Below are 12,377 nucleotides of genomic sequence, written 5' to 3'. Positions count from 1 at the left end.
TGGTGGACGCTTATCGTACAGCGTACGACAACAACGCACGGCCGTCACCATCCGTTCCCGCCGGGGAGGATGAGCGCATGAGCGAGCACACCGGGACCGGCGACCCCGCGCGGAGCATGGCCCTCCTGTGGCGCACCGAGGAGCCCGCGGCGCCCCGCGGCCGGGGTGCCGCCGCGGGGCTGTCCGTCGACCGCGTCGTCCGCACGGCCGTCGCGCTCGCCGACGCCGAGGGCCTCGCCGCGCTGTCGATGCGCCGCGTCGCGAGCGAGCTCGGCGTCGGTGCGATGACGCTCTACACGTGGGTCCCCGGCAAGGGCGAGCTCGTCGACCTCATGGTCGACGACGTGCTCGGCGAGGTCGTCGACGCGCTCGGTGGGCTCGCCGCGCCCGCCCCGCCCGCCGGGCCGGACGGCTGGCGCGACCGGCTCGGGGCCGTCGCCCGCGCCAACTGGGCGGTGCACGAGCGGCACCCGTGGCTGCTGCAGGTCGCGACCATGGGCCGCCCGCCGCTCGGCCCCAACGTCATGGCCAAGTACGAGGTCGAGCTCCGCGCCGTCGACGGGACCGGGCTCGACGAGGTCACGATGGACGCGGTCGTCACGCTCGTCGACGGGTTCGTCGCCGGCGCCGCGCGCGGTGTCCTCGACCGCGCGCAGGCCGAGCGCCTCACCGGCATCAGCGAGGAGCAGTGGTGGGCGGCGACCGCCCCGTACGTCGACCAGGTCTTCGACCCGGCCGCCTACCCGACGGTCGCGCGCGTCGGGCCGGTCGCGGGCGAGGCGAACCAGGCCGCCTACGACCCGTACCGGGCGTTCGAGTTCGGCCTGGCCCGCCTCCTGGACGGCATCGCCGTGCTGGTCGACGCCGCGCCCCGGGCGTGAGCGTCGGCCGGTCGTCCCGCGCGAGCACGGCCCTGCGGTCCGCGTGATTGCCGCGCGGGCCCGGGGCGCGTGCTCGTCTCACGCGACGCGTGGGCGCGGTGCGCCGGCTTCCCGGGCGTCGTGGCGATCAGCGACTGACGGGCGGTCGCTCGACCGGCGTCACAGCGCGTGGTCGAGCGCCTGCGCGAGGTCCTCACGCAGGTCCTCGACGTCCTCCAGGCCGACGGACAGGCGGACGGTCGACTCGGCGATCCCGACGGCGGCGCGGCCCTCGGGGCCGAGCTTGCGGTGGGTCGTCGTCGCCGGGTGCGTGACGATGGACTTCGCGTCGCCGAGGTTGTTCGAGATGTCGACGACCCGCAGCGCGTCGAGGAACGCGAACGTCGACTTCTTCGCGACGTCGGGGGTCGCGCCCTCGGGGACCCGCAGGTTCAGCGTGACGACGGTCCCGCCGCCCGTCTGCTGGGCGCGCGCGAGCTCGTGCTGCGGGTGCGACGGCAGGAACGGGTAGCGGACGGACGCGACGGCCGGGTGCTGCTCGAGCCAGCCGGCCAGGTCGAGCGCGGAGGCGGCCTGGTGGCGCACGCGCAGCGACATCGTCTCCAGCCCCTTGAGCAGCACCCACGCGTTGAACGGGGAGAGCGACGGGCCGGTGTTGCGGATGAGCGTCTGCACGGGGCCGCGCACGTACGCGGCGGAGCCGAGGATCGCGCCGCCGAGCACGCGGCCCTGGCCGTCGATGTGCTTGGTCGCGGAGTAGACGACGACGTCGGCGCCGAGGTCGAGCGGGCGGGACAGCACGGGCGTCGCGAAGACGTTGTCGACGACGACGGTCGCCCCCGCGGCGTGCGCGAGGCGCGACACGGTCGCGATGTCGACGAGGTCCTGCATGGGGTTGGACGGCGTCTCGAAGAACACGACGTCGGCGGGGGTGGACAGCGCCTCCTCCCACTGGGACGACACGTGCCCGTCGACGTAGTCGGTCCGCACGCCCCACGCCGCGAGGATCTCGTCGAAGATCACGACGCTCGACCCGAACAGGGCCCGGGCGGCGACGACGCGCGAGCCCTGCCGCACGAGCGCGGCGAGCGCGGTGAACACCGCGGACATGCCGGTCGCGGTCGCGTAGGCGGCCTCGGCGCCGTCGAGGAGGCGCAGGCGCTCCTCGAACGTCGACACGGTCGGGTTGGAGTAGCGGGAGTAGAGGAACCGGTCGACGTCGCCGGCGAACGCCGACTCCGCCTGCGCGGCGGAGTCGTAGACGTACCCCTGCGTGAGGAACAGGGCCTCGGACATCTCCTGGAACTCGGAGCGCACGAGCCCGCCGCGCACGGCGAGCGTGTCCGGGCGCAGCGTGGAGCGGTCGACGGACCGGTCGTCCCAGTCACCGGGGCCGGGCACGCGGCCGGGTGCGGACCCGCTCACAGCGTGGTCCAGGGCAGGCCCTCGGCGCGCCAGCCCACGTGCCCGCGCTGCCCGTCGGGGCCGACGTCGCCCTCGAACCCGCGCAGCACGTTGTACGCCGGGCCGAACCCGGCGGCGGTCGCGGCCTGCGCGGCGGCGACGGAGCGCACGCCGGAGCGGCACAGGAAGACGACGGGCCGCTCGTCGCCCGGCGTGAGCCCTGCCTGGGCGAGCTCGTCGACGAACCGCGGGTTGAGGCCCTGCGGGGTCGTCCACTGGACGAGCGCCGCGCGGCCGCCGAGGTCGCTCGCGTCGGGGACGCCGATCGTGCGCCACTCGCCCTCGGTCCGGACGTCGACGAGCAGCGCGCGCTCGTCCGACGCGAGCAGGTCCCACGCCTCCTGCGGGGTCAGGTCACCGGCGTAGCCCATGCGTTCCTCCATCGGTCCTGGCGGTAGCACCCTCGCCCGGGCGGGCCCGGGGGGTTGCTGCGGCGTCGTCGAGCCAGATCTCTCGGCCGCTCTGGATGGTTGCCGCGATGCTACGCGCGCTCGCGCCGCCGTGGTCAAGGGGCGGACACGACGTCCCGTCATACGAGACACGCCGTCGCTCTCGTTGACAGTCCCGCGGCCGTCGGAAACCCTCGTCGTCAGGTCATGAGCGCCAGCGCGAAGCCCCGGCTCGCTGGCCGGCAACCCTCCTCCGCGGTGGGGTGCCCCGGGTGACGACCAGGCCGACCGCCGCCCGGCGGACGGCAAGCGCGGGGACCGCCGTCGGTGCGGCTCCCACGGACCGTGAGGAGCACCATGACCGCCACCGCCGAGCACGCGTCCTGTGCCGAGGTCGACGCCGTGCCCACGTCGTCGACCCGCGAGCCCGTCGCCGCCCTGCTGCCCGTCGTCGGGGCGGACACCACCGTCCCGCTCGTCGACGGCACGCAGCGCACGTACGCGAACCTCGACTACGCCGCGAGCGCCCCTGCCCTCGAGGCCGTCGCCGCGCGCGTCACCGAGGTGCTGCCGCTGTACGCGTCGGTGCACCGCGGCGCCGGCTACCTCTCGCAGGTCTCCACCGCGCTCTACGAGTCCGCCCGGCAGACGATCGCCCGCTTCGTCGACGCGCGTCCCGACGACGTCGCGATCGTCACGCGGAACACCACGGACTCGCTCAACCTGCTCGCGGGTGTCGTGCCCGACGGCGGGCGCGTCCTCGTGCTCGACATCGAGCACCACGCGAACCTCCTGCCGTGGGTCGAGCAGTCCGGCCGCGGTGCCACGACGATCCTGCCCATCGCGTCCACCGTCGCCGGCACGCTCGACGCGCTGCGCGACGAGCTCGCCCGCCAGCCGTACGCGCTGCTCACGCTCACGGGCGCGTCCAACGTCACGGGCGAGGGCCTGCCCGTCGAGGAGGTCGTCGCGCTCGCGCACGCCGTCGGCACGCGTGTCGCCGTCGACGGGGCGCAGCTCGTGCCGCACCGCGGCTTCTCGCTCGCCCGCACGGGGGCCGACTACGTCGCCTTCTCGGGCCACAAGACGTACGCGCCGTTCGGGGCCGGGGCGCTCGTCGGCCGCCGTGACTGGCTCGACACGGGCACGCCGCACCTCGCCGGCGGCGGGGCGGTGCGGGACGTCCGCGCCGACCGCACGGTGTGGCAGCCCGCACCCGCCCGCCACGAGGCGGGGTCCCCGAACGTGCTCGGCGCGATCGCCCTCGCGGAGGCCTGCGACCGGCTCGCCGCGCTGCCCGCGGGGACGCTCGCCGCGCACGAGGACGCCCTGCGGACCCGCCTGCTCGACGGGCTCGCGACGATCGACGGCGTCGAGGTCGCCCGCATCTGGCCCGACTCCGCCGACCCCGTCGGGGTGCTCACGTTCACCGTCCCCGGGCACGACCCGGGGCTCGTCGCCGCGTACCTGTCGGCCGAGCACGGCATCGGCGTGCGCGACGGCCGGTTCTGCGCGCACCCGCTGCTCGCGCACCTCGGCGCCTCGGGCGGGGCTATCCGCGCGTCGGTGGGGGTCGGGACGACGAGCGAGGCGGTCGACCGGCTCGTCGTCGCGCTGCGGCAGTACCTGGCTCACGGCCCGTCGTCCCGGTACGAGGTCGTGGACGCCTGCTGGACGGTCGTCGACGACACCCGCCCGCTCGTCCAGGTGCACGGCCTGGACGCGCTCGCCGCGACGGCGGCGGCCGCGTGCGGTCCGGCGCTCGACGACTGAGGCCCGGCCCGGACCGGCCCGCGGCCCGCCGAGGCCGGGACCGTCAGGCGGGGAAGCGGCGGTTCCGGGCCCAGCGGTCCCACGGGCCGACGTGTGCCGCGACACCGTGCGCGTGCAGCCGCGCCACGGTCCGTCCGAGCGCGCCGACGACCTGACCGCGGATCCGGTCGGCGCGCAGCGTGCGGATCCCGACCTCGATCTCGGACCCGTCGGGCCCCTCGCCCAGCACCCGCACCGTCAGGACGGGGCCGGAGAACAGCTCGACCGGCTCGAGGAGCTGCAGGAGGCTCAGGGCGAGGTGCGCGCTGCCGCGAGCCGTGAACGAGCCGTCGGGGGCGACCCGGACGCGCATCCGCGCGGCACGCAGCTCCTGCGCCAGCACCTCCATGACGCCGCCCGGGGGTGCGGCGACGTGCAGCGTCGTGACCGGTGACCCGAGCAGCAGCGGCCACGGCTGCACGACGGGCGGCGGCGCGCCCGTCACGCGGTCGCCTCCGGCTGGCCCAGCACCTGCTGCGTGCGCACGAGCACCGGGCACGACACGTCGACCGCCACGCCACCTCCTTCGTCAGGCGGGACGCTACCGGTCACCGGTCACCGGTCAGCCGACGACGATCCCCAGGTGCGCCGCGACCAGCGGGGCGAGGTCGAGCAGCTGCTCCTGCGTGACACGTGCGCCCCGCAGGCCGTCGAGCCCGTCGATGCGCCGCAGGCCGCCCACGCCGCGCAGGTCGACGTCCTCCAGGCGCGCCCCGGAGACGTCGATCCGCCGCACCCGGCAGTCCTCGAGCGTGACGCGCCGGGCCGTGACGCGGGCCAGGTCGAGCTCGTCGACGACCACGCCGACGAGCGTGACGTCGGTGAGCCGTGCGTCGCGCAGGTTGAGGTAGTCGACCTTGCCGCCGTGCAGCTCGACGCGCGTCCACTCCGACCCGTGCGCCTCGACCGCACCGAGCCGCGACTCCTGCCACCGGCAGTCGAGCCACGTCGTCGACACCGCCGAGAGCATCCCCGCGCGCACCCGTGTCCAGGTCGTGTCCGACGCGCGCGTGCCGTCGAGCCGCACGTCGTCGAACGAGCAGTCCGTGAACGTGCACTCGATGATCCGGGAGTGCGAGCCGTCCTGGCCGTCGAGCGTCTCACCGGTGACGTCGAGGGCGTCGAGGTCACCGTCGCGTTCGAGGTGCGGAACCATGCGAGCCACCCTGCCAGACGTGACAGGGTGGCGGGCGTGCTGCACGACGTCGCCCTCGACGGCCATGGTGTCCGCCTCGTCCCGCTCGACGCGTCCGACGCGGACGGGCTGGCCGCGTTCGTCGACGCGCGCGTCTGGGCGGGCATGTCGTCGCCGCTGCCCGTCGGTGCCGACGCGTGGCGCGCCGAGGTCGAGCGGGCCCGGGCCACCCCCGGGCGGCTCGCGTTCGCGGTGCTCGACGCGCAGACGGGCGAGGTGCGCGGCAGCACCTCGTTCTACGACTGGGACCCGTACGTCCGGCGCGTCGAGGTCGGGCACACCTACTACGCGCCGCGCTGGTGGGGCACGTCGAACAACCCGGCGTGCAAGCTGCTGCTCCTCACGCACGCGTTCGAGACGTGGGGCTGCGCACGGGTCGCGTTCCGCGCCGACACCCGGAACACCCGCTCCGTCGCGGCGATCACCCGGCTCGGAGCCGTGCCCGAGGGCGTGCTGCGCAGCCACCGGCTCGCGCCGGACGGCACGCGCGGCGACTCGGCGTACTTCTCGATCCTGCCCGAGGAGTGGCCCGCGGTCCGGGCCGGGCTGCTGGCGCGGCTCGACGCGACGGGCTGATCGCGCGCAGGTGCATCCGCCGGGCGGGTCCGCGCGGAAGGAGGGGCAGGGCGTCGAGACGACGCCCGCGCGGTGCGGCGCAGGACGCCTGCCGCGCCCGACGACCCGCAGGAGCGCACCATGAGGACCCGTCGTCTCGTCTCCGCCCTCGCCGCCGCCACGCTCGCGGGCGGTGCCGCCGTCGCACTCGCCCCGTCCGCGACCGCTGCGCCGCCCCCGTCCGGCACCACGAGCCTCGCCTCGGTGCTCGCCGCCGACGGCTCGGGCTTCGACCGCAGCTGGTACGACTTCGACGTCGTCGACAACGCCGTCGCCGCCGTCCTCGCCGCCAAGCCCGGCAGCCCCGTCGCCGTCCTCGCCGACGGGACGGTCCCGCTCACCGCGTTCCTGCCCAACGACCGCGCGTTCCAGCTGCTCGCGTTCGACCTCACGCACCGCTGGTACGGCAGCGAGCAGAAGGCGTTCGAGGCGATCGCCGGCGCCGTCGGCATCGACGCCGTCGAGACCGTGCTGCTCTACCACGTGGTCCCCGGCGCGACGATCGACTCCGGCACCGCGCTGGCGTCGGACGGTGCGGCCCTCACCACCGCCCAGGGCGGCTCGTTCACCGTCGACGTGCTGTCGCGGCACCTCGCGCTCGTGCGGCTCAAGGACGCGGACCGCAACGACGGGGACCCGTTCCTCGTGCGCAGCAAGCTCGACCTCAACGCGGGCAACGTGCAGATCGCGCACGGCATCTCCGCCGTGCTGCGGCCGGTCGACCTCTGACGACCGCGCCGTGCCCCGCGGCCGCCACCTCCCGCACCGGCGGCCGCGGGGCACACCTGCGCCCGGGACCGGAGCCGGAGCCGGGGCCGGCGGCGCGGACCGGGGCCGGGAGCCTGGGCCCGTGCACGTCGCGCACGCCCGTCACACTGGCGCCGGAGCCCCACCGCCCGCGGGCCGCGGGCGGCACAGGCCGAGGACAGGAGGCGACGGTGGCGGACGATCGGCTGCACGGTGCGGACGCGGACGACGAGCGGGTCCGCGCGGACGACGAGCGGGTCCACGCGGACGCCGAACGGGTCCGCGCGGACGCCGAACGGGTCCGCGCGGGCGACGACCACGTCGCGGTCGGGTCCGGGGCCGGGGGCGCGGACGACGCGCACGTCGAGGCGTGGGACGCGATGGCGGACGGCTGGACGACCCTGTGGGCCCCCATGGCCGCGCCCGCGCACGCGCTCCTGGCGGACCGCGCGGGGGTCGGCCCCGGCACGCGCGCGCTCGACGTCGGGTGCGGGGGCGGCCAGCTGCTGGCCGTCCTCGCGGCACGCGGCGCGACCGTGGCGGGCGTCGACCCCGCTCCGCGCATGGTGGCCCGCGCCCGCGCCGCCGTCCCGGGCGCGGACGTCCGGCGCGGCGACGCCGAGCACCTGCCGTGGCCGGACGCCGCGTTCGACGTGGTCGTGTCGCTCAACGCGCTCGACCTCGCCGACGACGTGCCGGCGGCGCTCGCGGAGGCGGTCCGCGTGACGGTCCCGGGCGGGCTCGTCGCGCTGTGCGGATGGGCGGAGGCGGCCCGCAACGACGTCGCGGTGCTCGCCTCGGCGGTCGCCCGGCACGCGGGGGACGGCGACGGGCTGCCCGACCAGGAGCTCCGTGTGCCCGGCGGATGGGAGCGGCTGCTCGTCGCGGGCGGCCTGGGGGTCGAGGCCACGGGCGTCGTCGACGTGCCGTGGGACCTGCCCGACGCCGACACGCTGGTGCGGGCGCTGCTGCTCGGCGCGGACGACGACGAGCGGGACGACACGGCGCCCGTGGTCCTCGCCGCGGCCCGGCCGTTCCGGACGGCGGCCGGCGGCTACCGGCTGCGCAACGCGTTCCGCTGGGCGATCGGGAGACGACCGGCCTGACGCCGCCGGGGGCGTCGTGCGGGAACCACCCGTGCGGGCTCTCATCCGCCCGGGTCCGGCGGCCGATGAGCACCCCATGAGGCCTGCACCGCAGCTGTCCCTCCGCGGCGAGCTCACCGCGCGCATGGAGCGCCACTGGCTCGCGGGCTACGTGCTGCTCGTGCTGTGCCTGCCGTCCGCCATGGCGTGCGCGCGGATCCCCTCGTTCACGGGCAAGGGTGCCGTCCTGGTCGCGGGGCTCGCGCTCGCGTTCGCCGGCTGGGTCCGGCTGCGGTGCGCGCGCCGGCTGGAGCGCATCCTCGACGAGAGCCGGCCGCTGCGGGTGGTGCCCGTCGACGACCGCGGCGACGACGTCGACCGCGCCTGACCGGCGCCTCCTGGCCCGCGCCCGAGGCCGCGGGTGCGGGCCCGGCCGGCCGGCGCGCGCCGGGGCCGGGCTCAGGAGTGCCGGACGACCTCGCCCGTCAGGTGCGGCCGACCGGACCGTGCATCCCACCCCGCGACGACCGTGCGCCCGTCACCGTCCGGCGCGACGCGCACCGTCACGGTCCCGGGCAGGAGCACGGGCCGGTGGAACTCGACGCTCCACGTGAACGCGTCGCCGCGTGCGGCGCCGACGTCGGCGAGCGCGCGGGCCGCGGTGTACATCCCGTGCGCGATGGTGCGCGGGAAGCCGAGGGCCTTCGCGGAGAGCACGGACAGGTGGATGGGGTTGTGGTCGCCGGACACGGCCGCGTACCGCCGGCCGGTGTCGGCCGCGAGCCGCCAGCGCCCCGTGGGCAGCGGCGCGGCGAACTCGGCCCGCGGCTCGTCGTCGGCGCGGCCCGCGAGCTGCACGCCCTTGGCGAGGTAGGTCGACACGCCCCGCCAGACGAGCCGGTCGTCGACGCGGACCTCGGCGACGAGGTCGACGGTCGTCCCCGACCGGTGTGCGCGCAGGTCCTGCGCCCACGCGAGCACGTCGAACGCGTCGCCGAGCAGGAGCGGCTCGTGCTGCTCGACGCGGTTCGCGACGTGCACGAGGCCGAGCAGCGGCAGCGGGAAGTCGGGCCGGACCATGACGGCGAACGCGACCGGGAACGCGAGGACGTGCACGAACCCGGCGGGCAGCCGGTCGGACGCGGACTCGCCGACGAGGTGCTGGTACTCCGTCAGGTGCGCCGCGTCGGCCTGCACGCCCCGCACCTCGTGCACGACGTCGGGCAGGGTCGTCGGGGCGCGGCCGGTGCGCCGGGCGACGGCCAGCCGGCCCGTCGCGGCCGCGCCGCGCGCGTAGAGCCTGCCGAGCGCCGGGACGCCGGGCAGGACGACCGTCGTCACCGGCCCACCAGGTTCTGCCCGCAGACGCGCAGCGTCTCGCCGACGACGCCGCCCGCGGCGGGCGACGCCAGGAACGCGACGGCCTCCGCGACGTCGACGGGCAGCCCGCCCTGCTGCAGGGAGTTGAGCCGTCGTGCGACCTGCCGGGTGACCGCGGGGATCCGCGCGGTCATCTCGGTCTCGATGAATCCCGGGGCGACCGCGTTGGCGGTCCCGCCGAACGGCACGAGCAGGGGGGCGGTGGCCCGCACCATCCCGACCACGCCGCCCTTGGACGCGGCGTAGTTGGTCTGCCCGCGGTTGCCCGCGAGGCCCGAGGTCGACGCGAGCGACACGATCCGCGGCTCCTCGGTGAAGTCGCCCGACGTGAGCAGGGCCTCGTTGATCCGCAGCTGCGACGCGATGTTGACCGCGAGCACCGACTCCCACCGGTCGGGCGTCATGTTGGCGAGCAGCTTGTCGCGCGTGATGCCCGCGTTGTGCACGACGGCGTCGAGCCGCCCGTGCCGCTGCAGCGCGTGCGCGAGGATCCGCTGCCCCGCGTCCTCGGCGGTCACGTCGAGCTGCAGCGCGGTGCCGCGCACGGCGTTCGCGACCGCGGCGAGCTGCTCCCCGGCGGCGGGCACGTCGACCGCGACGACGGTGGCCCCGTCGCGCGCGAGGGTCTCGGCGATGGACCGGCCGATCCCGCGGGCCGCGCCGGTGACGACGGCGACCCGCCCGTCGAGCGGCGTCTCCCACGATGCGGGCAGCGATCCCGCGTCGGACGCGACGGTGAGCAGCTGCCCGTCGACGAACGCGGACCGCGCGGACAGGAAGAAGCGCAGCGCCCCGAGGGCCGACGGCGCCGTCGGCGGCACGCCCTCGCGCAGGACGACCCCGTTGCCGGTCGCCCCGCCGCGCAGCTCCTTGGCGAGCGAGCGCAGCAGCCCGTCGACGCCCTGCCGGACGGCGGCGAGCGCGGGGGCGTCGTCGGCGGTCGCCTCGCGGGACACGGTGACGACGCGCCCGCCGCGGGCCAGGCCGCGCAGCACCCCGGCGGCGGCGAGCACGGGCCCGGCGAGCTGGTCGGGGTGCGTGAGTCCGGTGAGCACGAGGACGACGGCCCCGTACCGCGTGTCGGGGACCGGGTGCCGGTGGACGTCCAGGTCCCAGCCGTCGAGGACGGCGTCGTGCAGGGCGGCGTCGTCCCGCGCGGCCACGCCCGGGTCGCCCCCGGCGGGGCCGGACAGGACCGCGGCGAGCGCGTCGGCGTCGGCACCGCGACCCAGCACGAGGACCGGGCCGGCGACCAGGGGCGTGCCCGGGCGGTGGCGGCGCAGCGGCGCGGGCTGCGGGAGCCCCAGCTGCTTCGCGATCTTCTGCGTGACGCCGCTGTTGACGAGGTTGAGGTAGGTGTCGGTCATGGTCACGCCGCCTCGAGGATCGCGGTGAGGCCGAGCCCGCCGGCCGCGCAGACGGAGACGAGCGCCCGCACGGGACGTCCCTCGGTCTGCTTGCGGCGGTGCAGCTCCTTGCTGATGGTCGCGACGATCCGCCCGCCGGTCGCGGCGAACGGGTGCCCCGCCGCGAGCGACGACCCGTGCACGTTGAGCCGCGCGCGGTCGACCGTCCCGAACGCGCCGTCGAGCCCGAGCCGCTCGGTGCCGAACTGCTCCGACTCCCACGCGGCGAGCGTCGTGAGGACGGTCGACGCGAAGGCCTCGTGGATCTCGACGTAGTCGAGGTCGTCGAGCGTCAGCCCGTTGCGGGCCAGCAGCCGCGGGACCGCGAAGACGGGCGCCATGAGCAGCCCGTCGACGCCGTGCACGAAGTCGACCGCGGCGGCCTCGGCGTCGACGACGACGGCGAGCGGCGTCAGGTCGTGCGCGGCGGCCCACTCGTCGGAACCGAGCAGCACGGTCGCCGCGCCGTCCGTGAGCGGCGTGGAGTTCCCGGCCGTCATGGTCGCGGGCGTGTCGAGGCCGAGCCCGAACGCGGGTGCGAGCTTCGCGAGCTTCTCGAGCGACGTGTCGGCGCGCAGGTTCCCGTCGCGCGTCTGCCCGCGGAACGGGGTCACGAGGTCGTCGAAGAACCCGGAGTCCCACGCGGCGGCGAGCCGTTGGTGCGACGCGAGCGCGATCTCGTCCTGCGCCTCGCGCGTGATGCCCCACTGCGCGGTGGTCAGGGCCTGGTGCTCGCCCATCGACAGGCCGGTGCGTGGCTCGTCGGTGCGCGGGGCTGCGGGCGCGAGGTCCTTGGGGCGGATCTTCGCCGCGGCGGCGATGCGCTGGCCGACCGTCCGGGCGCGGGACAGGTCGAGGAGCGCGCGGCGCAGGCGCTCGCTCACGGCGATCGGCGCGTCGGACGTCGTGTCGACGCCGCCCGCGATCCCGGAGTCCAGCTGTCCGAGCCGGATCTTGTTGGCGAGGCCCACGACGGTCTCGAGACCGGTCGCGCACGCCTGCTGCACGTCGTACGCGGGGGTCGTGGGCGAGAGCGCGGAGCCGAGCACGGCCTCGCGGGTCAGGTTGAAGTCGCGCGAGTGCTTGAGGACCGCACCCGCGGCGACCTCTCCGATGCGCTCGCCCTGCAGCCCGTACCGGGCGACGAGGCCGTCGAGCGCGGCGGTCAGCATGTCCTGGTTGCTCGCGTGGGCGTACGCGCCGCCGGAGCGGGCGAAGGGGATCCGGTTGCCGCCGAGGACGAGCGCGCGCCGGGTGGCGGGCGGGGCGCTCGGGGAGGGCTGGCGGGGGGAGGGGGCCACGGTTGGTTCCTCTCGCATCGTCGCTGCGGAACGGGTGTGCGCCGGAGCGCGAGGGACCTTCGTCCCGGAGTTGTGTCCGAAACCCACAGTACCTGATACCTT

Annotated in this window: 13 protein-coding genes and 2 riboswitches; of the genes, 6 read left to right on the top strand and 7 right to left on the bottom strand. The window is 76.3% G+C overall.

Annotated elements, in window-relative coordinates:
• Positions 1-77: 77 nt before the first annotated feature.
• Positions 78-881, top strand: a complete 804-nt coding sequence (locus CELF_RS16185) for a TetR/AcrR family transcriptional regulator (RefSeq protein ID WP_013772344.1) — start codon at positions 78-80, stop codon at positions 879-881.
• A 159-nt stretch (positions 882-1,040) separates the two neighbouring features.
• On the opposite strand, the gene CELF_RS16180 is transcribed toward CELF_RS16185, so the two are convergent.
• Positions 1,041-2,306 carry an O-succinylhomoserine sulfhydrylase gene (locus CELF_RS16180; protein WP_013772343.1) on the bottom strand — a complete coding sequence of 422 codons (1,266 nt, stop codon included), beginning with the start codon at positions 2,304-2,306 and terminating at the stop codon, positions 1,041-1,043.
• Positions 2,303-2,716: a rhodanese-like domain-containing protein gene (locus tag CELF_RS16175; protein ID WP_013772342.1), complete on the bottom strand. Its 414-nt coding sequence runs from the start codon at positions 2,714-2,716 to the stop codon at positions 2,303-2,305. The genes CELF_RS16180 and CELF_RS16175 overlap by 4 nt, the downstream gene beginning before the upstream one ends.
• 5 nt (positions 2,717-2,721) lie before the next feature.
• Positions 2,722-2,818: riboswitch (SAM riboswitch) on the bottom strand.
• Positions 2,819-2,937: 119 nt separating this feature from the next.
• A riboswitch (SAM riboswitch) is annotated at positions 2,938-3,052 on the top strand.
• A gap of 39 nt (positions 3,053-3,091) precedes the next feature.
• On the opposite strand from CELF_RS16175, the gene CELF_RS16170 reads away from it, so the two are divergent.
• Entirely contained in the window at positions 3,092-4,507 is a 1,416-nt protein-coding gene (locus CELF_RS16170) for an aminotransferase class V-fold PLP-dependent enzyme (protein ID WP_013772341.1), read from the top strand.
• 43 nt (positions 4,508-4,550) lie between these two features.
• On the opposite strand, the gene CELF_RS16165 is transcribed toward CELF_RS16170, so the two are convergent.
• Both CELF_RS16165 and CELF_RS16160 read right to left on the bottom strand, forming a co-directional pair.
• Positions 4,551-4,991, bottom strand: coding sequence for a hypothetical protein (locus tag CELF_RS16165; protein WP_013772340.1), 441 nt, complete (start codon positions 4,989-4,991; stop codon positions 4,551-4,553).
• Positions 4,992-5,108: 117 nt separating this feature from the next.
• On the bottom strand, positions 5,109-5,702 hold the full coding sequence (locus tag CELF_RS16160; protein WP_013772339.1) for a pentapeptide repeat-containing protein: 594 nt from the start codon (positions 5,700-5,702) through the stop codon (positions 5,109-5,111).
• A 36-nt stretch (positions 5,703-5,738) separates the two neighbouring features.
• On the opposite strand from CELF_RS16160, the gene CELF_RS16155 reads away from it, so the two are divergent.
• The 4 genes from CELF_RS16155 (at position 5,739) to CELF_RS16140 (ending at position 8,576) form a co-directional block, all read left to right on the top strand.
• Positions 5,739-6,317, top strand: a complete 579-nt coding sequence (locus CELF_RS16155) for a GNAT family N-acetyltransferase (protein WP_013772338.1) — start codon at positions 5,739-5,741, stop codon at positions 6,315-6,317.
• A 120-nt stretch (positions 6,318-6,437) separates the two neighbouring features.
• Positions 6,438-7,085, top strand: a complete 648-nt coding sequence (locus CELF_RS16150) for a fasciclin domain-containing protein (RefSeq protein ID WP_013772337.1) — start codon at positions 6,438-6,440, stop codon at positions 7,083-7,085.
• Between the two features lie 209 nt (positions 7,086-7,294).
• The gene (locus CELF_RS16145) at positions 7,295-8,209 is read left to right on the top strand and encodes a class I SAM-dependent methyltransferase (RefSeq protein ID WP_013772336.1); all 915 of its coding nucleotides are present in this window, start codon (positions 7,295-7,297) and stop codon (positions 8,207-8,209) included.
• Positions 8,210-8,285: 76 nt separating this feature from the next.
• Positions 8,286-8,576 carry a hypothetical protein gene (locus CELF_RS16140; RefSeq protein ID WP_013772335.1) on the top strand — a complete coding sequence of 97 codons (291 nt, stop codon included), beginning with the start codon at positions 8,286-8,288 and terminating at the stop codon, positions 8,574-8,576.
• A gap of 71 nt (positions 8,577-8,647) precedes the next feature.
• Here CELF_RS16140 and CELF_RS16135 read toward each other — a convergent pair whose 3' ends face one another.
• From CELF_RS16135 to CELF_RS16125, 3 genes are read right to left on the bottom strand one after another with little or no spacing between them, the layout of a single operon-like run.
• Positions 8,648-9,529, bottom strand: a complete 882-nt coding sequence (locus CELF_RS16135; protein WP_013772334.1) for a MaoC family dehydratase — start codon at positions 9,527-9,529, stop codon at positions 8,648-8,650.
• Positions 9,526-10,935, bottom strand: a complete 1,410-nt coding sequence (locus CELF_RS16130; protein ID WP_013772333.1) for a 3-oxoacyl-ACP reductase — start codon at positions 10,933-10,935, stop codon at positions 9,526-9,528. The genes CELF_RS16135 and CELF_RS16130 overlap by 4 nt, the downstream gene beginning before the upstream one ends.
• 2 nt (positions 10,936-10,937) lie before the next feature.
• Positions 10,938-12,293 carry an acetyl-CoA C-acetyltransferase gene (locus CELF_RS16125; RefSeq protein WP_041553581.1) on the bottom strand — a complete coding sequence of 452 codons (1,356 nt, stop codon included), beginning with the start codon at positions 12,291-12,293 and terminating at the stop codon, positions 10,938-10,940.
• Positions 12,294-12,377 lie beyond the last annotated feature (84 nt).

Source organism: Cellulomonas fimi ATCC 484 (assembly GCF_000212695.1).
Classification (GTDB): Bacteria; Actinomycetota; Actinomycetes; order Actinomycetales; family Cellulomonadaceae; genus Cellulomonas; species Cellulomonas fimi.
This window is presented reverse-complemented; position numbering and strand designations above follow the sequence as displayed.